Raw genomic sequence first — 22,991 nt, 5'->3', positions numbered from 1 at the left:
ATTATAGTGTAGTTGCTTTCCCACCTGCTTTTTCGATTGCCTCAATCGCAGATTTAGAAAAAGAGTGAGCAGTTACTTCAACCTTAGCTGACAACTCGCCTCTACCTAAAACTTTTACCACATCACCTTTTGCAGCCAAACCATTCTCTAACAAAGTCTCTACAGTAATAACTGATAGTTTTTTGCTAGTAGCCAATTCTTGAAGGGTATCCAAGTTGACTGGTTTAGTTTCTATTCTATTAGGAGATCTGAAACCAAACTTAGGTACTCTTCTATACAAAGGCATTTGCCCTCCTTCGAAACCTAATTTTCTAGAATATCCCGATCTAGACTTAGCTCCATTATGACCTCTAGTTGAAGTTCCACCTCTTCCAGACCCTTGACCTCTACCGATCCTTTTGCCAGTCTTGATTGACCCCTCTGCCGGTTTTAAAGTATTTAATTTCATCTTAATTTGATTTCAGAAAAAAGTCCTAAAATTATTTTCTTTCCACTGACACTAAGTGTGCCACCTTCTTAATCATTCCCTCTATCTGAGGAGTTGAGTCTTTCTCAACTGATCTATTTATCTTTCCTAAACCTAAAGCTTTAATAGTCAGCTTTTGATCATTAGGTCTTTTGATAATACTTCGAACTTGTGTTATTACTACTTTAGACATCTCTCTAGCCGTTAAAAACTTTAGACAATTCTACTCCTCTTTGCTGAGCTACCGCATATGGGTCTCTCATTTTATTCAATGCATCGAAAGTAGCTTTCACCACGTTGTGCGGATTAGAAGAACCTTTAGATTTAGCAAGTACATCATGTACACCTGCACTCTCTAACACCGCTCTCATCGCTCCACCAGCAATAACTCCGGTACCTTCAGCAGCTGGTTTTAAAAGAACCAATCCACCACCAAATTTACCAATAGCATCATGAGGTACAGTTCCTTTGAAAACAGGAACTCTTACAAGATTTTTCTTCGCGTCATCAATACCTTTAGTGATTGAATCAGTTACCTCATTGGCCTTACCCAAACCGTAACCTACAACACCATTCCCATCTCCTACTACAACGATTGCAGAAAAACTAAATCTTCTACCGCCTTTGACCACTTTAGCAACTCTCTTAATCGCAACAACCTTTTCTTGGAGTTCGATTTCGCTTGCTTTTATAGCTTTTACGTTATTCTTAGACATAATCAATTAAAATTTAAGGCCTCCTTCTCTAGCACCTTCTGCCAAGGCTTTTATTTTGCCATGATAAGGATAACCTCCTCTATCAAATACAACACTACTGATACCGTTAGCAGATGCTTTCTCAGCTAACTTTTTACCTACCTCTTTAGACAAAGAGATGTTAACTGTAGCAGTACCTAATTCAGCAGATGAAGTTGATGCAAGTGTATTTCCACTAGCATCATCAATCAACTGAACATATATCGCCTTGTTGCTCTTAAATACTGATAATCTAGGACGTTCGGCAGTTCCGCTCACTTTGTTACGGATACCTCTTCTAATTCTAAGTCTTCTTTGCTCTTTAGTAATTGCCATGTCTATCTATTATTTAGCAGCAGTTTTACCAGCTTTTCTTCTAATAATCTCACCAACAAATCTGACACCTTTACCTTTGTAAGGCTCAACTTTTCTCAATGATCTAATCTTTGCAGCAACCTCACCTACTAACTCTTTGTCCGTAGACTCAAGTGTAACAATTGGGTTCTTACCTTTAAGCGTCTCTGCGCTCACTTTCACTTCAGCAGGAACTTCCATGAAAATATTATGAGAATAACCTAAGTTCATCTCTAGAATTTGGCCACTAGTAACGGCTTTATAACCTACCCCTACTAATTCCAATTCCTTTTTATATCCATCCGAAACACCTATCACCATATTGTTGATCAATGATCTATACAATCCGTGAAGTGCTTTGTGTCTTTTTTGGTCAGTTGGTCTTTTAACAGTAATCGATCCGTCTTCAACTGCAACGTCAAAGTCACTATCAATATCTCTAGCTAAGCTACCTTTGGCACCTTTCACATTCACAACTGTACCGTCTATTTTCACTTCGACACCTTGTGGCAATGCTATCGGCTTATTTCCTATTCGTGACATCTTGCTCTAATTAATAAACGTAACACAATACTTCCCCGCCAACGTTGTATTCTTTGGCCTCTTTGTTCGAGATAACGCCTTTAGAAGTTGACAAAATTGCAATACCAAGCCCATTCAAAACTCTAGGTAATGCGTCAGCCTGCGCATACTTTCTCAATCCTGGCTTAGACACTCGTTCCAAATGAACGATTGCCGACTGCTTGGTTTGAGAATTGTATTTCAACGCAATTCTGATTTTCCCCTGAACACCATCATCCTCGAACTTAAAGTTACGGATGAAACCTTTGTCCATCAACACTTTAGTCATCTCCTTCTTTACATTAGAAGCAGGGATTTCTACGATTCTATGATTCGCTGTGATAGCGTTTCTCAATCTTGTTAAATAATCTGCTATTGGATCTGTCATTACAGTATACTTTTACCCCTATTTTTTAACAGGGGTGCAAAGTTAGTTAATATTTTATATTTTAAAAACTCTTTTACCAGCTAGATTTGGTAACACCAGGTATTTTACCTGCACTTGCCATCTCTCTAAAGGTAACTCTAGATATACCAAACTTTCTCATGTATCCCTTTGGTCTACCAGTAAGCTTACATCTGTTGTGTAATCTTACCTTAGAAGAGTTTCTTGGTAACTTGTCCAAGCCTTCGAAATCACCAGCAGCTTTTAATTCAGCTCTCTTGGCAGCATACTTTGCCACTAGTCTTTCTCTTTTACGCTCTCTGGCTTTTATTGCTTCTCTTGCCATCTTAGTTGTTATTATTTTTTCCAGCGAAAGGCATTCCAAACGCTTTCAATAATTCAAAACTTTCTTCATCGGTATTGGCACTAGTCACAAATGTGATGTCCATACCTGAAATTCTGTTGATCTTATCGATAGAAATCTCAGGAAAGATAATTTGTTCTTTAACACCCAAAGTATAATTACCTCTTCCGTCAAATCCCTTATCCTTGATTCCCTTGAAGTCTCTCACACGTGGAAGTGCTACAGTCATCAAACGATCGATAAACTCGTACATTTTATCTCCTCTAAGTGTTACACGAGCACCAATCGGCATATCTTCTCTCAATTTGAAATTAGATATCGCTTTCTTAGACAATGTAGGCACAGCCCGCTGTCCAGAAATCTGAGACAACTCATCTACTCCTGCATCAACTAACTTCTTATCAGACACAGCATCACCAATACCTCTATTGATCGATATTTTTTCGATCTTAGGTACTTGCATTACTGACTTGTACTGAAACTTCTCTTTCAATGCAGGAACAATTTCCTCCAAATATTTGGTCTTTAATCTAGGATTAGCCATTGATCACCTCCCCTGTTTTTTTAGATACTCTAACTATTTTCCCATTGTCTCCTGTAGTTCTGCCAACCTTAGTTGCCTTACCACTTGCAGGATCTACTAACATCAAGTTGCTCATATGAATAGGAGCTTCCATTTTTTTGATGCCACCTTCTGGATTTTCCGCTGAAGGCTTGGTGTGCTTAGTCACCATATTCAATCCTTCAACTATCGCCTTATATTGGCCTGGGAATACTTCTAGTATAGCACCAGTCTTTCCTCTAGAATTACCAGCAAGTACCTTTACAGTGTCCCCTTTTTTTACGTGAAATTTCATTGTCTAATATCTTTTCAAATTAGAATACAACCCTTAAAGCACTTCTGGTGCTAAAGAAACAATTTTCATAAATTGCTTCTCTCTTAATTCTCTAGCCACAGGGCCGAAAATCCTTGTTCCTCTAGGCTCGTCATTACCACCTAAAAGCACAGCTGCGTTATCTTCGAATCTGATATAAGATCCATCCTTTCTACGCACCTCTTTCTTAGTTCTCACGACCACAGCTTTTGACACTGTCCCTTTTTTAAGGTTACTAGAAGAAATTGCTGATTTAACAGTCACAACAATTTTATCACCTACTGAAGCGTACCTTTTGCCAGTACCTCCTAATACGCGAATACAAAGTACTTCTTTAGCACCACTGTTATCCGCTACACTAAGTCTTGATTCTTGTTGTACCATTGTTATTTAGCTCTTTCAATAATTTCTACTAATCTCCACCTTTTGTTCTTCGACAAAGGTCTCGTCTCCATGATTTTAACGGTATCTCCTTCACCGCAATCATTGTTCTCGTCATGAGCAGAAAACTTCTTAGTTGTACTCATGAATTTACCATATATAGGGTGCTTCACTTTACGAAGTACTTGGACAGTGATGGTTTTATCCATCTTATTGCTGACCACTTTACCTACACGTTCTTTTCTTAAATTTCTGGTTTCCATCTTGAACTTATTGTTGAGCCAATTCCTTAGCTCGGATTTCAGTGTTTAACCTTGCTACTAATTTTCTAGAGTCTTTTAACCTCATTGGGTTCTCTATAGGTGTGATTGCATGAGCAAACTGAAGCTTAGCTAAGCTATCCTTCTCTGCGGCCACCTTAGTTTTTAACTCTTCCAATGACAATCCTTGTATTTCAGAATTTTTCATAGTTTTATTATTTAATCAGGGAGGTTAAACCTTATCCTTGATAATCTCTTCTAACAACAAACTTCGTTCTAACTGGCAACTTCTGCTGAGCCAATCTCAAGGCTTCTTTAGCTAGTCCTTCACTTACACCAGCTGCTTCGAACAAGATAGTGCCAGGTCTGATAGTTGCTACCCAGTATTCTGGAGCACCTTTACCTTTACCCATCCTTACTTCTGCTGGCTTTTTAGTGATAGGCTTGTCTGGAAAAATTCTAATCCATACTTGACCTTCTCTCTTCATTGCTCTTGTCATAGCAATCCTAGAAGCCTCTATTTGTCTACTGGTAATCCACCCTGGTTCCAAAGACTTGATACCAAAAGTACCGAAAGCCAGCGTATGTCCTCTCTGGGCTATACCCTTGATTCTGCCTTTCTGTTTCTTTCTGAACTTGGTTCTTTTTGGTTGTAACATTTCTTTAATTCTTTAATTCCAATTCAATGGAGTAGTCAAAAAAATTATTTTCTATTTCTTCTAGGAGCTCCGCCACCTGGACGACCACCTCTATTATTGCCACCTCGGCCACCAGAGTTTTGGTTAGCTGCACCTATGTTAGGAGACAAATCTCTCTTACCATAGATTTCACCTTTGAATATCCAAACCTTGATACCAATCTTGCCATAAATAGTGTTAGCTTCTGATATAGCATAATCGATATCAGCTCTCAAAGTATGTAGAGGAATTCTACCTTCTTTGTATTGCTCCGATCTTGCCATTTCAGCACCACCAAGTCTTCCAGAACATTTGATCTTGATCCCTTCAGCACCTACTCTCATTGTAGCAGCAATTGCTTGCTTCATTGCTCTTCTGAAAGAGATTCTAGCCTTCAACTGTTGTGCGATAGACTGACCTACCAATACAGCATCCAGCTCTGGTCTTTTGATCTCAAAGATGTTAATCTGAAGATCCTTACCAGTAAGTTTCTTTAATTCTTCTTTGATACGATCTACTTCAGATCCTCCTTTACCAATCACAACACCTGGTCTAGCTGTGTGAATAGTCAAAGTGATTCTTTTGATCGTTCTTTCAATAACAACTTTTGAAATTCCTCCTTTAGGAATACGTACTTCGATGTAGTTTCTGATTTTGGTATCTTCTACCAATTTATCAGGAAACGTTTTTCCACCATACCAGTTAGAATCCCAACCTTTAACGATTCCTAATCTAAGTCCTACAGGGTTTACTTTTTGTCCCATTACTTATCTGAATTTTCCGTGTTACTTTCTTCTTTTCCTTCAGCGGTATTTCGGCTATCCACTACAACTGTGACGTGGTTAGATCTCTTTCTGATTCTATGAGCTCTACCCTGTGGAGCAGGTCTCAAACGTTTCAAAATTCTACCGCTATCGACGAAGATTTCTTTTACATAAAGATCAGCCTCTTCGAGCTTTTCGCCTTCATTCTTAGCTTCCCAATTAGAAATAGCAGAAAGTAATAATTTATCTAGTCTAGCAGCACCTTGCTTTGCTTCGAACTTTAATATGTTCAATGCATTGTTTACTCTTTGGCCTCTAACCAAATCAGCTACGACCCTCATTTTGCGAGGAGAAGTTGGTACATTCTTTAGTTTTGCTACAGCTTCCATAGTTAGCTAATTATTTCCTTTTATCCTTTTTGTTGATATGGCCTCTGAAGTTTCTCGTTGGTGCGAACTCACCTAACTTATGTCCAACCATATTCTCAGTAACAAATACTGGGATGAATTTATTTCCATTGTGAACAGCAAATGTATGTCCTACAAAGTCAGGCGAAATCATAGATCGTCTTGACCAAGTCTTGATAACTGCTTTTTTACCCGAATCATTCTGGGCATCCACCTTATTCTCTAACCTAAAATCTATATAAGGCCCTTTTTTTAATGATCTTCCCATTGCTTATTTATTTTTACCAATGATGAATTTATTAGAATATTTCTTCGGTGTTCTAGTCTTCTGACCTTTGGCAAAAATACCATTTCTAGATCGTGGGTGACCTCCCGAAGATTTACCTTCACCACCGCCCATTGGGTGATCAACTGGGTTCATCGCGACACCTCTTACTCTAGACCTTCTCCCTAACCATCTGTTACGACCTGCTTTACCAAGAACCACATTCATGTGATCTCCATTAGACACCGTACCAATAGTTGCTAAACAAACCACTAGAATCATTCTCATCTCTCCTGAAGGAAGCTTTACCGTAGCATATTTCCCTTCTCTAGCCAACAACTGCACATAGTTACCAGCACTACGAGCGATACATGCCCCACGTCCTGGCTTCAATTCTACGTTGTGAATGATCGTACCTAATGGAATATCAGACAATGGAAGTGTATTACCTACCTCTGGTGCAACACCAGGTCCCGACAATACAGTCTGTCCTACTTTCAATCCTTGTGGAGCGATGATATATCTCTTCTCACCATCTGCATAAAACAGCAATGCAATTCTAGCAGTCCTCATCGGATCATACTCTACAGATTTCACAACAGCTGGAATACCATGCTTGTCTCTTTTGAAATCTATTGTTCTATATTTTCTCTTGTGACCACCACCTACATTTCTGATCGTCATTTTACCAGTATCGTTTCTACCGCCATTGCGGTGAACACCTTTGGTCAAGGATTTTTCCGGAGTAGATTTAGTTATCTCCTCAAATACGGGAGCGACTCTGTATCTTGTACCCGGAGTTATCGGTTTTAATTTTCTTACAGCCATTTTTTAACTATTTATACTCCTCCGTAAAAATCAATTATATCTCCATCAGCAACCTGCACAATAGCTTTCTTAAAAGAAGATGTTCTTCCAGATATCACTTTTGATTTGGTATACTTAGTTTTTGCTTTTCCAGGGTAAACCATCGTGTTTACACTTTCTACTGTTACACCGTAAGCTTTCTCAATCGCTTTTTTGATTTCAACTTTGTTAGCATCTTTATCTACTACAAAGCCATACTTTCCGCTCTCGTTTAGCGCTGAAACTTTTTCTGTAACTATCGGTTTCTTTAATATACTCATCTTCTTATTTCGTTAATAAGTTCTGAATCTTCTCAATAGAACCTTCCAAAAGGATCAAGTTGTCAGCATTCAACAAATCATAAGTATTGATTTGCTCCGCAGTAGTTACTTGTGCTTTTTTCAAGTTTTTTGATGACAATAAGACGTTCTTATCATCTTCTTTTAGAACTAACAATGTTTTTTTGTTAGTAAAAGAAAGGGTGTTCAAAAGCGTCACATAGTCCTTTGTCTTTGGTGCATCAAAAGAAAAATCCTCTAATATTGAGATACTCTTCTCTGTTGCTTTGTATGACAAAGCTGACTTTCTAGCCAACACCTTCAATTTCTTATTCAAATCGATGCTGTAGTTTCTTGGTCTAGGACCAAACACTCTACCTCCACCTCTGAACACAGGAGACTTGATACTACCAGCTCTCGCTGTACCAGTTCCTTTTTGTTTTTTAATCTTTCTTGTAGAGCCTGCTATTTCTGCTCTCTCTTTAGACTTGTGTGTACCTTGTCTTTGGTTTGCCAAAAACTGCTTTACATCTAGGTAGATAGCATGATCATTTGGTTCGATACCAAAAACATCCTTCGACAAATCTACCTTTCTCCCGGTATCTTCACCAGTCTTAGTTAATACGGATACTTTCATGACTATTTCTCTAGAATTACTGTACCATTCTTAGGACCAGGAACTGATCCACTTACTAAAATAAGGTTCTTTTCAGGTATGATTTTCATCACCTGTAAGTTGGTCACCTTTACTCTATCGTTACCAGTACGTCCGGCCATTCTCATGCCTTTGAATACTCTCGCTGGATATGAAGCTCCACCAATAGATCCTGGTGCTCTTAATCTGTTATGCTGACCGTGAGTTGCTTGTCCTACACCACCGAAGTTGTGTCTTTTCACTACCCCTTGGAAACCTTTACCTTTAGAGTTAGCGATTACATCGACAAAGTCCTCTTCTTGGAAAATATCCGCAACACTTAGTGTTTGTCCCAATTCAACTCCTCCTTCAAACTCAACACGGAAGTCTCTGAACTCGACTATTTGTTGCTTAGGAGTGGTCTTCGCTTTTGCGAAGTGACCTTTCAAGGCTTTAGTAGTGCGCTTGTCTTTACGTTCTCCGTAACCCAATTGCACCGCTGTATACCCGTCAGTCTCTTCATTCTTAACTTGCGTCACTACGCAAGGACCAGCTTCTATCAATGTGCATGCGACATTACGTCCATCGGCACTAAAGACACTAGTCATCCCAATTTTTTTTCCTATTATACCTGACATTACAGTATTAAATTTCTATAAACTTATTGTTTCCTTTTACTCTTCTCGGCAAAAGGACTGCAAAGATAGTGATAATCTTCTCTATCTCAAATATTAAAACATAAATATTAGCCACACGTAGTGACAAAAAAAGAACCAGCAACTGAATGCTGGTTCTTTTTTATATACCAGTCTTATAATTTAGACCTTGATTTCAACATCAACACCACTTGGCAACTCTAGCTTCATCAAAGCATCTACTGTCTTCGCACTGTTAGAGTAGATATCTACCAATCTCTTGTATGTACAAAGCTGAAATTGCTCTCTAGCTTTCTTGTTTACGTGTGGTGATTTCAATACTGTGAATTTTTCCTTCACAGTAGGAAGAGGGATTGGTCCGCTTACTATCGCACCAGTAGTCTTCACCGCTCTTACGATTTTCTCAGATGACTTGTCAACCAAGTTGTGATCGTAAGACTTTAGTTTGATTCTAATTTTTTGATTCATATCAATAATTATTTGCGGACTATTCGCCTTTTTCTTTTTTAATCACTTCATCTGCTATGTTCTTTGGTACTGGATCATAGTGAGAGAATGTCAACGAAGCAGTAGCTCTACCTGAAGTCATCGTTCTCAAATCAGTTACATATCCAAACAACTCAGATAATGGAACGTCAGCTTTTACCACTTGAGAATTTCCTTTTACGTCCATTCCCTTCATGATACCTCTACGTCTGTTCATATCACCTGTTACAGATCCTGTGTACTCATCTGGAGTTACAATCTCTACTGCCATAATGGGCTCTAGCAATACTGGACTAGCTTTTTTAGCTGCTGCTTTGAAACCTAATCTAGCTGCCATCTCAAAAGAGAGTGCATCCGAATCCACATCATGGAAAGACCCATGGTATAGTTTCACTTTCATAGAGTCAAGTGGGAACCCAGCAAGTGGCCCGTTCAACATTGCAGACTCAAATCCTTTCTGGATAGAAGGAATGAATTCTTTAGGAATCACACCACCTACAATCTTGTTATCAAACTGTAAACCATCTTTATCGTAATCCTCATCTATTGGCGATAACTCAAATACGATATCAGCAAACTTACCTTTACCACCCGATTGTTTCTTGTAAACCTCTTTATGATCGACCAACGATTGGATAGCCTCTTTGTAAGCAACCTGAGGCGCTCCCTGATTGATTTCAACCTTGAACTCTCTCTTCAAACGATCGATGATAATATCCAAGTGAAGCTCACCCATACCTCTCAAGATCGTCTGTCCTGTATCGTGATCTGTCTCTACTACTAGCGTAGGATCCTCTTCTACAAGTTTAGCAATCGCCATACCTAGTTTGTCAGCATCTGCCTGAGTCTTAGGTTCAATAGCATAACCAATAACTGGCTCTGGGAAGTCCATAGACTCAAGGACTATCTTGTGCTTTTCATCACAAAGTGTGTCTCCAGTCTTAATGTCCTTAAACCCAACCACTGCAGCAATATCACCCGCATGAAACTGATCGATTTGATTTTGCTTGTTTGCATGCATTTGGAAGATTCTAGAAATTCTTTCCTTCTTATCTGTTCTTGTGTTCCATACATAAGATCCAGAATCCAAAGTACCAGAATACGCTCTAGCAAAACACAAACGGCCAACAAATGGATCTGTTGCGATTTTAAATGCTAACGCAGCAAATGGCTCAGATGCAGACGGCTTTCTAGTTGTAGGTTCCTCAGTATCAGGATCAGTACCTGTGATACCTTCTCTATCCATAGGTGAAGGAAGTAATTCCATCACGTAATCAAGCATAGTCTGCACGCCTTTGTTCTTGAAAGCTGACCCACAGAACATTGGCACAAACGCCAAGTCAATAGTAGCTTTTCTAGAAGCTGCAATAATTTCTTCTTTGGTAATCGAGTTCGGATCTTCGAAATACTTCTCCATTAGGCTTTCGTCATATTCTGCGACAGCCTCGAGTAGTTCCTCTCTATATTGATCTACCTCATCTACCATATCAGCAGGAATTTCGATCTCGTCGAAAGTCATACCTTTATCTTCTTCGTTCCAGACCATTGCCTTTCTCTCTACAAGATCGACAACACCGCGGAAACCATCTTCAGCACCGATAGGCAATTGGAAAGGAACGGCTTTGGTAGCCAATCTTTCTTTCACTTGCTTACATACCATCAAGAAGTCCGCTCCAGATCTGTCCATTTTATTGACAAATCCTAGTCTAGCAACTTTATAGTTATCAGCTAGTCTCCAGTTAGTCTCAGACTGTGGCTCCACACCATCTACTGCACTAAATAGAAAAACCAACCCATCAAGAATCCTCAAAGACCTGTTTACCTCAACTGTGAAGTCAACGTGACCAGGAGTGTCAATGATGTTGATATGATATTGTTGTTCTTTATAATTCCAAAAAACGGTGGTAGCAGCAGAAGTAATAGTAATACCTCTTTCTTGCTCTTGCTCCATCCAGTCCATAGTGGCTGCACCATCGTGCACCTCACCTATCTTGTGACTGACACCAGTGTAATATAGAATACGCTCGGTAGTGGTAGTTTTACCTGCATCAATATGCGCAGCAATACCAATATTACGTGTCAATTTTAGATCTCTTGCCATTATTTCTTCTGATTAAAATCTAAAATGTGAAAATGCTTTGTTTGCTTCAGCCATTCTGTGCGTATCGTCTTTCTTCTTCACAGCAGCTCCTTCACCTTTCGCAGCAGCGATAACTTCGCCAGCTAAACGTTCCTTCATCGTTTTTTCGCCTCTCGATCGAGCGTATGAAATCATCCACTTGATCCCTAATGAAGTTTTCCTGTTCGGTCTGACCTCAATTGGAACCTGGAATGTAGCACCGCCTACTCTTCTGCTTTTCACCTCGACAGATGGCATGATGTTGTTTAGCGCTTTTTTCCAAGTCTCAAGACCATTCTCACTTGTCTTTTCTTCAATGATGTCAATAGCATCATAAAAGATTGCATAAGCAATACTCTTCTTTCCGTCCACCATTAGATAGTTCACAAACTTAGATACGAGCGTATCTTGGAACTTCGGATCAGGAAGAATATATCTCTTCTTTGGTTTCGATTTTCTCATCTTAAAATATCAGTTTTTACTTTTTATCCTTTGGTCTTTTCGCACCATACTTAGATCTTCTCTGTAAACGACCGCTTACTCCAGCAGTATCAAGAGCTCCTCTAATGATATGGTATCTAACACCTGGTAAATCTTTTACTCTACCACCTCTGATCAGCACGATCGAGTGTTCTTGTAGGTTGTGACCTTCACCTGGAATATAGGCGTTCACTTCTTTACCATTCGTCAATCTTACCCTAGCTACCTTTCTCATCGCTGAGTTAGGTTTTTTTGGTGTAGTAGTATAAACTCTGGTACAAACTCCACGTCTTTGAGGACATGCGTCCAAAGCCGGAGACTTTGATTTAGAGACCAATGTTTTTCTACCTTTTCTAACTAATTGTTGTATAGTAGGCATTTATCTTTAATTTAATTTATTCTCTACCGTTCATTTTTTGGGAACGCAAAGATAGAGACAATTACTTTATATTAAAACACTGTAATAAAAAAATGTGTTGATTATCAGTCTTTTTGATATAATATTCTGTAATTCTCCTTCTTTACATCCAATCTAATAAAATGAAAAAGGAGTCCATATAGAACTCCTTTTCAGACTTATTTTTAACACTAGCTGTTAGGCTTCTCCTACTGCTCCTCCGAAATTCATCGGGAACTTGGGCGAATCCTCCACCTGTTTGATGGGGCCAAATGTCTGTTCGTATTTCACTATATTATCATGAAGTGCCGCATGTAGGCGCTTGGCGTGTTCGGGAGTAATCACTACTCTAGACTTCACCTTTGCCTTTGGCACACCTGGCATCAAGCGAATAAAGTCAACAACAAACTCAGAATTCGAATGTGCAATCATTGCCAGGTTAGCATATACTCCTTCGGCAATTTCTTCAGACAATTCAATATTAATCTGATTCCCTTGTACTTTCTTTTCCTGTTTATTCTCGTCCTTATTCATTCTCCTGATATTCTTTAGATTTATTCGCAAACTCCTCTTTAGAAGACTTTAGCGTATCATATTCCTCTTGCGACCCTACGATCAGCTTTTGGAATTGACGCTGACCAGTACCTGCAGGAATCAAATGACCTACGATCACGTTCTCCTTAAGTCCTTGTAAGCTATCTCTCTTTCCTCTAATAGAAGCCTCACTCAACACTTTAGTCGTTTCCTGGAAGGAAGCTGCAGAAATAAAGCTTTCCGTTCCCAAAGAGGCCTGTGTAATCCCTTGAAGTGTCGGTTTAGAAACGGCTGGCTCAGCATTTCTTACCGTTGCAATCTTCATATCTCTTCTCTTCAAGCTAGAGTTCTCATCTCTCAACTGTCTAGAAGTAATAATCTGACCTGGTTTCAAGTTACCCGAATCACCTGCATCAGAGACTACTTTCAAGTCAAGAACAGAATCATTCTCTTCCATGAACTTGATTTTATCTACCAACTGGTTTGGCAGGAAGCTAGTATCACCAGCATCTAGAATCACAACCTTCTGCATCATCTGACGCACGATCGTCTCGATGTGCTTATCATTGATCTTCACACCTTGCAGACGGTATACTTCTTGAATCTCATTCACTAAATATTCTTGAACAGCAGTAGGACCTTTGATCGCTAATATATCAGCAGGAGTAGTTGCGCCGTCAGATAGGGCATAACCCGCTCTTACAAAGTCATTATCCTGAACCAAAATATGTTTAGATAGTGACACAAGGTATCTCTTCTTTACACCATCTTTTGACTCAATAAAGATCTCTCTGTTACCACGCTTGATTCCTCCATAAGTAACTACCCCGTCGATCTCTGACACAACTGCTGGGTTAGATGGATTTCTAGCCTCAAACAATTCCGTTACCCTTGGTAGACCCCCTGTAATATCTCTGGATTTACCCATTGATCTAGGAATCTTCGCTAGGATTTGACCTCCATGTATCTCATCTCCAATATCTACTGACAAGTGAGCTCCCACCGGGATGTTATATGATTTCTCATCATCGCCACTGATTACTACGATCGCAGGGTTCTTAGTTTTATCTTTTGTATCGATAATTACTTTCTCTCTGTGACCAGTCTGCTCATCAGACTCTTCTTTGTATGTTATCCCCTCTTCGATAGCCTCGAACTCAATCTTACCATCGAATTCAGAAAGAATAACTGCATTGTATGGATCCCAGCTACATAGCTGATCTCCTTTTTTAACTTTCTTCTTATTCTTAACATTCAAAAATGCTCCATAAGGAACGTGATTGCTAATCAAAGTTTTTCCAGTTTCTGGATCATTGATTTTGATCTCACCCGCTCTAGCCATTACTACTACAGCTTCTTTACCATCTGCATTAGTAGTTTTCAAAGACCTGAGTTCTTCGAACTCAATCACACCATCAAACTTCGCTGGAATAGTCGCCTCTACCGCAATGTTAGATGCTGTACCCCCAACGTGGAATGTCCTCAATGTCAACTGTGTACCAGGCTCTCCGATAGACTGTGCGGCAATTACCCCAACAGCATCACCTTTGTGAGCCATCTGACCACTTGCAAGGTTTCTACCATAACACTTCGTACATACCCCTTTCTTAGACTCACATGTCAAGACCGATCTAATCTCTACTTCTTCGACTGCTGATTCATCAACTTTCGAAGCGATTTCCTCAGAAATTTCTATTCCAGCAGGGATCAACAACTGCTCAGTGATTGGATCATAGACATCATGTACAGATACACGTCCTAAGATTCTCTCTGATAATGGTTCAACGATATCCTCGTTATCCTTCAGAGCAGAAACTTGTAGACCTCTCAGCGTACCACAATCCTCTTCATTGACGACTACATCCTGCGCTACATCAACCAAACGTCTCGTTAGGTATCCCGCATCTGCAGTTTTCAATGCTGTATCCGCAAGACCTTTACGTGCACCGTGAGTAGAAATAAAGTACTCGATTACATCTAGTCCTTCTTTAAAGTTAGATAGAATTGGGTTTTCAATGATCTCTCCCACAGAACCCTGAAGGTTCTTTTGTGGCTTAGCCATCAACCCTCTCATCCCTCCTAGCTGACGAATTTGCTCTCTAGAACCCCTTGCTCCTGAGTGCATCATCATATAGATCGAATTAAATCCTTGATCTTCTTCTTCCAGCTGCGTCATCAAAGTTCCCGTCAACATAGAGTTGATACGAGTCCAGATGTCAATCACCTGATTATATCTTTCGTTATCAGTAATTAGACCCATTTGATAATTGGCCCACACTGCATCGACTTCTTCTTTAGCTTGCGCTACTAGACTATCCTTCTCATCCGGGATATTGATATCTCCTAGTCCCATCGACAATCCGCCTTTGTAAGCAGACTGGAATCCAAGGTGCTTGATATCATCCAAGAACTGTGCAGTTCTCGCCATACCAGTGATCTTGAATACATGAGAAATAATCTTCTGTAGCTTCTTCTTAGAAAGTAACTCATCTACGAAACCTACCTCTTCTGGTACGAACTGGTTGAACAAAACTCTACCCGCTACTGTCTCGATGATTTTTCTTTCCAAAGTACCATCTTCATTTCTCACCATGGTTCTCACCTTGATGTAAGCATGCTTAGATAGTCTTTCTTCGTTGATCGCTATAATCACCTCTTCTGCACTGTAGAAAGTCATTCCTTCTCCTTGTACACTTTGCTCTTTAGTAGTTCTACGGCCTTTGGTCACATAGTACAATCCTAAAACCATGTCTTGAGAAGGAACCGTAATCGGCGCTCCGTTCGCAGGGTTCAAGATATTATGTGATGCCAACATCAATAGAGATGCCTCAAGAATCGCTTCATGTCCCAGTGGAACGTGAACCGCCATCTGGTCACCATCAAAATCGGCGTTGAATGCTGTACAAGCAAGTGGGTGCAACTGAATAGCCTTACCTTCGATCAATTTCGGTTGAAAAGCTTGAATACCTAACCTGTGAAGCGTAGGAGCACGGTTGAGTAGGACAGGGTGTCCTTTCAATACGTTCTCTAGAATATCCCATATCACAGGATCCTTTCTATCTACGATTTTCTTGGCTGATTTTACAGTCTTAACAATACCTCTTTCAATCAACTTTCTGATTACAAAAGGTTTGAAAAGCTCGGCAGCCATCCCTTTAGGTAAACCACATTCGTGCATTTTCAATTCTGGACCTACGACAATAACCGAACGACCAGAATAATCAACACGCTTACCTAATAAGTTTTGACGGAAACGACCTTGCTTACCTTTGAGCATATCGCTCAAAGACTTCAGAGCTCTATTTCCATCAGATCTAACAGCATTGACCTTTCTAGAGTTATCAAACAATGAATCAACAGCTTCCTGAAGCATACGTTTCTCATTTCTAAGAATCACTTCTGGTGCTTTGATGTCTATCAATCGCTTCAATCTATTGTTTCTGATAATCACACGTCTGTATAGATCGTTCAAATCAGAAGTTGCGAATCTACCACCATCCAAAGGAACCAAAGGTCTCAACTCTGGAGGAATAACAGGAACCATCTTGATAATCATCCATTCTGGTCTGTTTTCGATTCTAGTTTTTGCATCTCTAAATGCCTCTACTACTTTGAGTCGCTTCAATGCCTCTGCTTTTCTCTGCTGAGAAGTATCAGTGGCTGCTTGGTGTCTCAAGTCATACGACAAAGTATCAAGTTCGATTCTTGACAAAGACATCTCTAGGGCGTCAGCACCCATTTTTGCGATAAACTTGTTCGGATCATCGTCATCGAGCAACTGGTTTTCTCTTGGAAGCTTATCCAAGATATCCAAATACTCATCTTCAGTCAAGAAGTCATGTCTACTTATACCATCTTCTTCTTTCAGTCCTGGTTGAATAACCAAGTAACGCTCGTAGTAGATGATTTGATCCAGCTTTTTGGTAGGTATCCCTAGCAAATAACCAATCTTGTTTGGAAGTGATTTGAAGTACCAAATGTGAGCAACAGGAACCACCAATTCGATGTGTCCCATTCTCTCTCTTCTAACTTTCTTTTCGGTAACTTCTACACCACAGCGATCACATATAATTCCTTTATATCTGATGCGCTTGTATTTTCCGCAATGACATTCCCAATCCTTAACTGGTCCAAAAATCCTCTCACAGAACAATCCACCCATTTCAGGTTTGTATGTTCTATAATTGATTGTTTCCGGCTGTGTAACCTCACCATGTGAGCTTTCCAGAATAGATTCGGGAGAAGCTAAACTTACCGTTACTCTCGAAAAGTCACTGCTTAGCTTTTTGCTTTTTCTGAATGCCATAATTCAATATATAAGTTAGTGACCCCAAAAAGGGGCCGAGTTATCATTAATAAATTAGTCCAAAGTGATTTCAAGAGCCAAACCTCTCAATTCGTGAACCAGTACGTTGAATGATTCAGGGATATTTGGTTTGTTCATGTTTTCACCTTTAACAATAGCCTCATAGGCTTTTGCTCTACCAATCACGTCATCAGACTTGATGGTCAAGATCTCTTGTAGCACGTTAGCAGCACCGAATGCCTCTAATGCCCACACTTCCATCTCTCCAAAACGCTGACCCCCGAATTGGGCTTTACCTCCTAATGGCTGCTGCGTAATGAGTGAGTATGGTCCGATAGACCTAGCGTGCATTTTATCATCTACAAGGTGACCTAGCTTCAGCATGTAAGCAATACCTACCGTGACTGGTTGATCAAAACGCTGTCCTGTCAAACCATCATATAGGTATGATCTACCGTATTCTGGCAATCCTGCTTCGGTCAATTCTGCAGCCACCTCTTCCATAGTTGCACCATCAAAGATCGGTGTAGCATACTTACGGCCTAGCTTCGAACCAGCCCAAGCGAGCACTGTCTCGTAGATCTGACCAATGTTCATCCTAGAAGGTACACCAAGTGGGTTCAAGCAGATATCAACAGGAGTTCCATCCTCTAGGAACGGCATATCTTCCTCTCTAACAACTCTTGCTACCACACCTTTGTTACCATGTCGACCAGCCATCTTATCACCTACTTTTAGTTTACGCTTCTTAGCAACATAAACCTTAGCGAGTTTGACAATACCTGCTGGTAACTCATCCCCTACTTCTAGTGTGAATCTCTCTCTCTTAAAGATACCTCCAATATCGTTTCTCTTCTTGTTGTAATTCTTAACAAGTTGGAAAACCATACCGTTAATATTGGGATCAACTGTCCATCCATCGAGAATCAAATCTGAGATCAAGTTAACTTCTTCAGCCACGTGATAACTACTTTCATCTCTGTAGATATTTCTATCTGGGAAGAAGTTTTCTTGTATATTCTTAGCATTGAATTTCACGCCTTTAGACATGATTTCTTCGCCAAACTTATGTTTAACACCTTGACAAGTCTTACCACCCAATAGCTCCACTAACTTCTCTACGATTTGTGCACGTAAATCTTTAAGTTGCTTTGAATAACTTGCTTTTAGTATTTCTACTTCCTTCTTAGCTTTCGCTCTTAAATCTTTATCCTTTTTCGGACGCGAAAAAAGCTTGGTATCAATTACTACCCCTCTCAAAGAAGGCGACGCTTTCAATGAAGCATCTTTAACATCACCGGCCTTATCACCAAAGATTGCTCTCAAGAGTTTCTCTTCTGGAGTAGGGTCAGTTTCTCCTTTAGGCGTAATCTTACCGATCAGGATATCACCTTCTTTGATTTCAGCACCTACTCTGATGACACCATGTTCATCCAAGTTTTTCACTGCTTCCTCACTTACGTTTGGAATCTCAGAAGTTAACTCCTCCTCACCTCTTTTCGTATCTCTTACCTCTAATTCATACTCATCAATATGAATAGATGTGAAAACATCGTCTCTAACAACTTTCTCAGAAATAACTATCGCATCCTCAAAGTTGTATCCTTGCCATGGCATATATGCCACTTTTAGGTTACGTCCCAATGCTAATTCACCATCTTCAGTCGCAAAACCTTCACACAGTGGCTGACCTGCTACTACTTTATCCCCCTTAAAGACAATAGGCTTTAAGTTAATGCAAGTGTCTTGGTTAGTTCTTCTGAACTTGATCAGATCGTAGGTCGTTACTTCGTCATTGAAAGAAATCAACTTTTGATCATCGCTCAAGTCATACTTCACCATGATCTTAGTCGCATCTACATACGAAATCGTACCAGACTGCTTAGCTAAGATGAGTGATCTTGAATCAAGTGCTACTCGTTTTTCCAAACCAGTACCTACAATCGGTGCTTGTGGCTTCAACAAAGGTACAGCTTGGCGCTGCATGTTTGATCCCATCAAAGCACGGTTCGCATCATCATGCTCCAAGAAAGGTATCATAGATGCCGCCACAGATACAATCTGATTAGGTGCTACATCCATGTATTTAAGTTCTTTGGGTTCAACAACTGGGAAGTCACCCTCGAATCTTGCTTTTACTCTGTCGTTCAGAAACTCTCCATCATCATTCAATGGTGCGTTTGCCTGCGCGATGTTGTAAGTATCTTCTTCTTCTGCGGTCAAATATTTAACATCAGAAGTCATATTTACTATTCCTTTGTCAACTTCTCTATAAGGAGTCTCGATGAATCCCATGCTATTCACTTTAGCATGAACACATAGCGAAGATATCAAACCAATGTTTGGTCCCTCAGGAGTCTCAATTGTACAAAGTCTACCGTAGTGTGTATAGTGAACATCTCGAACCTCAAAACCAGCTCTTTCTCTAGAAAGACCTCCAGGTCCTAAGGCTGACATTCTTCTTTTGTGTGTCACCTCTGCCAATGGATTGGTTTGATCCATGAACTGAGACAGCTGATTGGTCCCGAAAAATGAGTTGATAACAGAAGATAAAGTTCTAGCATTAATCAAATCGATAGGCTTGAACTCTTCGTTGTCTCTAACGTTCATTCTCTCTTTGATAGTTCTAGCCATTCTAGATAGCCCCACACCAAACTGAGAATATAATTGCTCACCAACTGTTCTTACACGTCTGTTACTCAAGTGATCAATATCATCCACTACCGCTTTGGAGTTGATCAAACCGATCAGATATTTCACAATCAAGATAATATCAACTTTAGTCAATACTCTTGACACATTAGTCTCGTCGAGTTGAAGCTTACGGTTGATTCTATATCGACCTACTTCACCCAAATCATAACGCTTATCACTAAAGAACAAGTTATTGATAATGTCACGCGCAGTCTGCTCATCTGGAGCCTCTGTATTTCTTAATTGTCTATAGATTTGTTCTACAGCCTCTTTCTCAGAGTTAGAATTATCCTTCTGCAGTGTATTGTAGATGATAGAATAATCCGTAATATTCACATCCTTCTTATGTAGAATGATAGACTTAGACCCAGAGTCAACGATAGTATCGATATCCTCTTCGTTGATCATAGAATCACGCTCCAAGAGTACCTCGTTTCTATCTATAGACACTACCTCTCCAGTATCTTCATCCACGAAATCCTCCGTCCAAGTTCTAAGAACTCTAGCGGCCAATTTACGACCTACTACTTTAGATAAAGCTTTTTTAGTTGCGTCCACCTCCTCAGATAGACCAAATAAATCCAAAATATCCTTATCCGAACCGTAACCAATTGATCTCAACAATGTAGTTACAGGGAATTTCTTTTTTCTGTCGATATAGGCATACATGACGTTATTAACATCCGTTGCAAACTCTATCCAAGATCCTTTGAAAGGGATAATTCTTGCAGAATAAAGTTTCGTACCGTTAGTGTGTTTACTTTGGGCAAAGAACACGCCTGGAGATCTGTGTAGCTGAGACACGATCACTCTTTCAGCACCATTGACGACAAACGAACCTTTGGCAGTCATGTAAGGTATGTTACCTAGGAATACTTCCTGCTCGATGGTTTCAAAATCATCATTATCCTCATCATTACAGGATAATCTCAATTTTGCTTTCAACGGGACAGAGTATGTTAGACCTCTGTCAATTGACTCATCTACGTTGTACTTAGGAGGATCGACCAAATAATCGATAAACTCCAATACAAAGTTCTCTCTTGAATCAGATATTGGGAAGTTTTCTGAAAACACCTTAAACAACCCTTCTTGAACTCTTTTTTCTGCTGGAGTTTCCAACTGGAAAAAATCCTCAAAAGATTGTAATTGAACCTTCAAAAAATCAGGATAATCAATCACCGATTTTATAGAAGAGAAACTAATTCTTTCAGATTTATTTTTACTAGCCAAGGCCGTATAATTTTATGTGATAACAAATAAGGAAATCTTTCTACCTAAGCAGAAATAGGAAAAGACCTGATCCCGATATGAGTCGGGACCAGGTCTAAATATTTAGACGTTTTTTAAAAAAACTGTCAAATCTTATGCAAGCTCTACTTCAGCACCAGCTTCTTCTAGTTGCTTTTTCAGCCCTTCAGCTTCTTCTTTAGCAAGACCTTCTTTAACTGCTTTTGGAGCGCCATCTACTAATTCCTTAGCTTCTTTCAATCCTAAACCAGTCAATTCTTTCACCAATTTAACGATAGCCAATTTAGCTCCACCTGGTGACTTCAAGATAACGTCAAATGAGCTTTTCTCCTCTGCTCCACCAGCTTCTCCACCAGCAGCACCAGCTACCATTACAGGAGCAGCAGCAGCTGCAGGCTCGATACCATACTCATCTTTCAATATCTCAGCTAATTCATTTACTTCCTTAACAGTAAGGTTAACCAACTGTTCAGCGAATTCTTTTAAATCTGCCATTTTCTTAAATAATTAAATTTTTAATGATTTTAAACCTAAATTAACGTTCAGACAAAGTCTGTAGCAACCCAGAAAGTGTTTGTCCTCCACTCTGAAGTGAAGAGATAACATTCTTGGCTGGAGATTGTAACAATCCAATAACCTCACCAATAAGCTCGTTTTTAGACTTGAGCTTAGCAAGTGTATCTAGATGTTCCTCACCTATAAAGAGATCGTATTCGATGGAAGCCCCTTTAAGTTTTGGTCTATCTGCTTGGTCTTCTTTTTTAAACTTTTTGATAAGCTTAGCTGGAGCGCTTGCCGAATCTTGATCCGCAAACAAAACACCAGAAAAACCTTTCAAAACTTCATCATTCAATGAAGAGAGATCAGCATCGACTGTTTCCAATGCCTTTTTGATCAAGGTATTCTTGATCACTCTGTATTCTATGCCACTTTCGAAGCACTTTCTTCTAAAGTTGTTCACCTCCGCAACAGTCATTCCTGCTGCATCTGTGAAATAAAAGTATCCAGTTGACTGAAACTTTCCAGAAAGCTCTTCTATAATTTTGGCTTTTTCTTCTCTTGTCATCTTAGTTCTTTTTATATCCTACCCTAATGGCACGAAATATTTAAAGCTAATTTACAATCCAGCAATTGACCCCTTATCAATAGTGATCCCTGAACTCATCGTACTAGAAAGGCTAATTACTTTAAAGTAAGTACCTTTAGAACTTGCAGGTTTCAATTTTGACACGGTGCTAATCAATTCCAAAGCATTCTCTTTGATCTGCTCAGCAGTGAAAGACACCTTTCCTACGCTAGCGTGAATAATACCAAATTTATCTACTTTGAAGTCAATCTTACCAGACTTTACTTCTTTTACCGCTTTCGCTACATCAAGCGTAACCGTACCAGACTTAGGATTAGGCATCAAACCTCTAGGTCCAAGAACTCTACCGATACGACCTACTTTAGCCATAACTGTCGGCATAGTGATGATAACATCTACATCAGTCCAACCACCTTCGATTTTCTTGATATACTCATCCAAGCCTACGTGATCCGCACCAGCATCCTTTGCTTCCTGCTCTTTGTCAGGCGTACATAGCACCAATACTCTCACATCTTTTCCTGTACCATGAGGAAGAGCAACTACTCCTCTCACCATTTGGTCTGCCTTTCTTGGATCAACTCCTAACCTAAGGTCCACATCTACAGATGCGTCAAACTTAGTTGTAGTAATTTCCTTCACTAGCTTTGAAGCCTCTTCCATACTGTATGATAGAGTCTTGTCGTACTTTTCAGCAGCTAGTTTTTGACTTTTCGTTAATTTTGCCATT

General features: G+C 39.7%; 30 protein-coding genes. All 30 read right to left on the bottom strand.

Features of this window, described 5'->3' with window-relative positions:
* Position 1: 1 nt before the first annotated feature.
* The 30 genes from rplO to rplA all read right to left on the bottom strand — a co-directional run bounded on the left by rplO (position 2) and on the right by rplA (position 22,990).
* Positions 2-448 (bottom strand): 50S ribosomal protein L15, encoded by a 447-nt coding sequence (gene rplO, locus BGP76_RS18980; protein ID WP_073122831.1) that lies wholly within the window; start codon positions 446-448, stop codon positions 2-4.
* Between the two features lie 31 nt (positions 449-479).
* Positions 480-659 (bottom strand): 50S ribosomal protein L30, encoded by a 180-nt coding sequence (gene rpmD, locus BGP76_RS18975; protein WP_073122832.1) that lies wholly within the window; start codon positions 657-659, stop codon positions 480-482.
* A 4-nt stretch (positions 660-663) separates the two neighbouring features.
* Positions 664-1,182 (bottom strand): 30S ribosomal protein S5, encoded by a 519-nt coding sequence (rpsE, locus tag BGP76_RS18970; protein ID WP_073122833.1) that lies wholly within the window; start codon positions 1,180-1,182, stop codon positions 664-666.
* A gap of 6 nt (positions 1,183-1,188) precedes the next feature.
* On the bottom strand, positions 1,189-1,536 hold the full coding sequence (gene rplR, locus BGP76_RS18965; protein WP_073122834.1) for a 50S ribosomal protein L18: 348 nt from the start codon (positions 1,534-1,536) through the stop codon (positions 1,189-1,191).
* A 9-nt stretch (positions 1,537-1,545) separates the two neighbouring features.
* Positions 1,546-2,097 carry a 50S ribosomal protein L6 gene (gene rplF, locus BGP76_RS18960; protein ID WP_119845840.1) on the bottom strand — a complete coding sequence of 184 codons (552 nt, stop codon included), beginning with the start codon at positions 2,095-2,097 and terminating at the stop codon, positions 1,546-1,548.
* 10 nt (positions 2,098-2,107) lie between these two features.
* On the bottom strand, positions 2,108-2,503 hold the full coding sequence (rpsH, locus tag BGP76_RS18955) for a 30S ribosomal protein S8 (protein WP_073122836.1): 396 nt from the start codon (positions 2,501-2,503) through the stop codon (positions 2,108-2,110).
* 73 nt (positions 2,504-2,576) lie between these two features.
* A complete protein-coding gene (gene rpsN, locus BGP76_RS18950) occupies positions 2,577-2,846 on the bottom strand; it encodes a 30S ribosomal protein S14 (RefSeq protein ID WP_073122837.1) in 270 nt (89 codons plus the stop codon).
* 1 nt (position 2,847) lies between these two features.
* Positions 2,848-3,408: a 50S ribosomal protein L5 gene (gene rplE, locus BGP76_RS18945; RefSeq protein ID WP_073122838.1), complete on the bottom strand. Its 561-nt coding sequence runs from the start codon at positions 3,406-3,408 to the stop codon at positions 2,848-2,850.
* Positions 3,401-3,721, bottom strand: a complete 321-nt coding sequence (gene rplX, locus BGP76_RS18940; RefSeq protein ID WP_073122839.1) for a 50S ribosomal protein L24 — start codon at positions 3,719-3,721, stop codon at positions 3,401-3,403. The genes rplE and rplX overlap by 8 nt, the downstream gene beginning before the upstream one ends.
* Positions 3,722-3,754: 33 nt before the next feature.
* Entirely contained in the window at positions 3,755-4,123 is a 369-nt protein-coding gene (gene rplN, locus BGP76_RS18935; protein ID WP_073122840.1) for a 50S ribosomal protein L14, read from the bottom strand.
* A 2-nt stretch (positions 4,124-4,125) separates the two neighbouring features.
* Positions 4,126-4,383, bottom strand: coding sequence for a 30S ribosomal protein S17 (gene rpsQ, locus BGP76_RS18930; protein WP_073122841.1), 258 nt, complete (start codon positions 4,381-4,383; stop codon positions 4,126-4,128).
* A gap of 7 nt (positions 4,384-4,390) precedes the next feature.
* Positions 4,391-4,588 carry a 50S ribosomal protein L29 gene (rpmC, locus tag BGP76_RS18925; protein ID WP_073122842.1) on the bottom strand — a complete coding sequence of 66 codons (198 nt, stop codon included), beginning with the start codon at positions 4,586-4,588 and terminating at the stop codon, positions 4,391-4,393.
* 31 nt (positions 4,589-4,619) lie between these two features.
* Positions 4,620-5,039, bottom strand: coding sequence for a 50S ribosomal protein L16 (gene rplP / locus BGP76_RS18920; protein WP_073122843.1), 420 nt, complete (start codon positions 5,037-5,039; stop codon positions 4,620-4,622).
* A gap of 44 nt (positions 5,040-5,083) precedes the next feature.
* Positions 5,084-5,821 (bottom strand): 30S ribosomal protein S3, encoded by a 738-nt coding sequence (gene rpsC / locus BGP76_RS18915; protein ID WP_073122844.1) that lies wholly within the window; start codon positions 5,819-5,821, stop codon positions 5,084-5,086.
* A complete protein-coding gene (gene rplV / locus BGP76_RS18910) occupies positions 5,821-6,210 on the bottom strand; it encodes a 50S ribosomal protein L22 (protein WP_073122845.1) in 390 nt (129 codons plus the stop codon). Before rplV ends, rpsC begins: the two co-directional genes overlap by 1 nt.
* A gap of 10 nt (positions 6,211-6,220) precedes the next feature.
* A complete protein-coding gene (rpsS, locus tag BGP76_RS18905) occupies positions 6,221-6,496 on the bottom strand; it encodes a 30S ribosomal protein S19 (protein ID WP_073122846.1) in 276 nt (91 codons plus the stop codon).
* Between the two features lie 3 nt (positions 6,497-6,499).
* Positions 6,500-7,321: a 50S ribosomal protein L2 gene (rplB, locus tag BGP76_RS18900; protein WP_073122847.1), complete on the bottom strand. Its 822-nt coding sequence runs from the start codon at positions 7,319-7,321 to the stop codon at positions 6,500-6,502.
* Positions 7,322-7,332: 11 nt separating this feature from the next.
* Entirely contained in the window at positions 7,333-7,620 is a 288-nt protein-coding gene (rplW, locus tag BGP76_RS18895; RefSeq protein WP_073122848.1) for a 50S ribosomal protein L23, read from the bottom strand.
* A gap of 4 nt (positions 7,621-7,624) precedes the next feature.
* Positions 7,625-8,254: a 50S ribosomal protein L4 gene (rplD, locus tag BGP76_RS18890; protein ID WP_119845839.1), complete on the bottom strand. Its 630-nt coding sequence runs from the start codon at positions 8,252-8,254 to the stop codon at positions 7,625-7,627.
* A 2-nt stretch (positions 8,255-8,256) separates the two neighbouring features.
* A complete protein-coding gene (gene rplC / locus BGP76_RS18885) occupies positions 8,257-8,889 on the bottom strand; it encodes a 50S ribosomal protein L3 (protein ID WP_073122850.1) in 633 nt (210 codons plus the stop codon).
* A gap of 180 nt (positions 8,890-9,069) precedes the next feature.
* Complete coding sequence (rpsJ, locus tag BGP76_RS18880) at positions 9,070-9,375, bottom strand: 30S ribosomal protein S10 (protein WP_073122851.1); 306 nt, start codon at positions 9,373-9,375, stop codon at positions 9,070-9,072.
* 19 nt (positions 9,376-9,394) lie between these two features.
* Positions 9,395-11,494 carry an elongation factor G gene (gene fusA / locus BGP76_RS18875; protein ID WP_073122852.1) on the bottom strand — a complete coding sequence of 700 codons (2,100 nt, stop codon included), beginning with the start codon at positions 11,492-11,494 and terminating at the stop codon, positions 9,395-9,397.
* Between the two features lie 12 nt (positions 11,495-11,506).
* On the bottom strand, positions 11,507-11,974 hold the full coding sequence (gene rpsG, locus BGP76_RS18870) for a 30S ribosomal protein S7 (RefSeq protein ID WP_073122853.1): 468 nt from the start codon (positions 11,972-11,974) through the stop codon (positions 11,507-11,509).
* A gap of 16 nt (positions 11,975-11,990) precedes the next feature.
* Positions 11,991-12,371 (bottom strand): 30S ribosomal protein S12, encoded by a 381-nt coding sequence (rpsL, locus tag BGP76_RS18865; RefSeq protein WP_073122854.1) that lies wholly within the window; start codon positions 12,369-12,371, stop codon positions 11,991-11,993.
* A 216-nt stretch (positions 12,372-12,587) separates the two neighbouring features.
* The gene (locus BGP76_RS18860) at positions 12,588-12,923 is read right to left on the bottom strand and encodes a DUF3467 domain-containing protein (RefSeq protein WP_073122855.1); all 336 of its coding nucleotides are present in this window, start codon (positions 12,921-12,923) and stop codon (positions 12,588-12,590) included.
* Complete coding sequence (gene rpoC / locus BGP76_RS18855) at positions 12,916-17,229, bottom strand: DNA-directed RNA polymerase subunit beta' (RefSeq protein ID WP_119845838.1); 4,314 nt, start codon at positions 17,227-17,229, stop codon at positions 12,916-12,918. Before rpoC ends, BGP76_RS18860 begins: the two co-directional genes overlap by 8 nt.
* 54 nt (positions 17,230-17,283) lie before the next feature.
* On the bottom strand, positions 17,284-21,156 hold the full coding sequence (rpoB, locus tag BGP76_RS18850) for a DNA-directed RNA polymerase subunit beta (RefSeq protein ID WP_073122857.1): 3,873 nt from the start codon (positions 21,154-21,156) through the stop codon (positions 17,284-17,286).
* 132 nt (positions 21,157-21,288) lie between these two features.
* Positions 21,289-21,669, bottom strand: coding sequence for a 50S ribosomal protein L7/L12 (gene rplL, locus BGP76_RS18845; RefSeq protein WP_073122858.1), 381 nt, complete (start codon positions 21,667-21,669; stop codon positions 21,289-21,291).
* Between the two features lie 40 nt (positions 21,670-21,709).
* Complete coding sequence (gene rplJ, locus BGP76_RS18840; RefSeq protein ID WP_073122859.1) at positions 21,710-22,240, bottom strand: 50S ribosomal protein L10; 531 nt, start codon at positions 22,238-22,240, stop codon at positions 21,710-21,712.
* Between the two features lie 51 nt (positions 22,241-22,291).
* The gene (rplA, locus tag BGP76_RS18835; RefSeq protein WP_073122860.1) at positions 22,292-22,990 is read right to left on the bottom strand and encodes a 50S ribosomal protein L1; all 699 of its coding nucleotides are present in this window, start codon (positions 22,988-22,990) and stop codon (positions 22,292-22,294) included.
* Position 22,991 lies beyond the last annotated feature (1 nt).

The organism is Reichenbachiella sp. MSK19-1 (genome assembly GCF_003590315.1).
Classification (GTDB): domain Bacteria; phylum Bacteroidota; class Bacteroidia; order Cytophagales; family Cyclobacteriaceae; genus Reichenbachiella; species Reichenbachiella agariperforans.
Note: the sequence above shows the minus strand (reverse complement) of the source record. Positions and strands in the feature narration are given on the sequence as shown.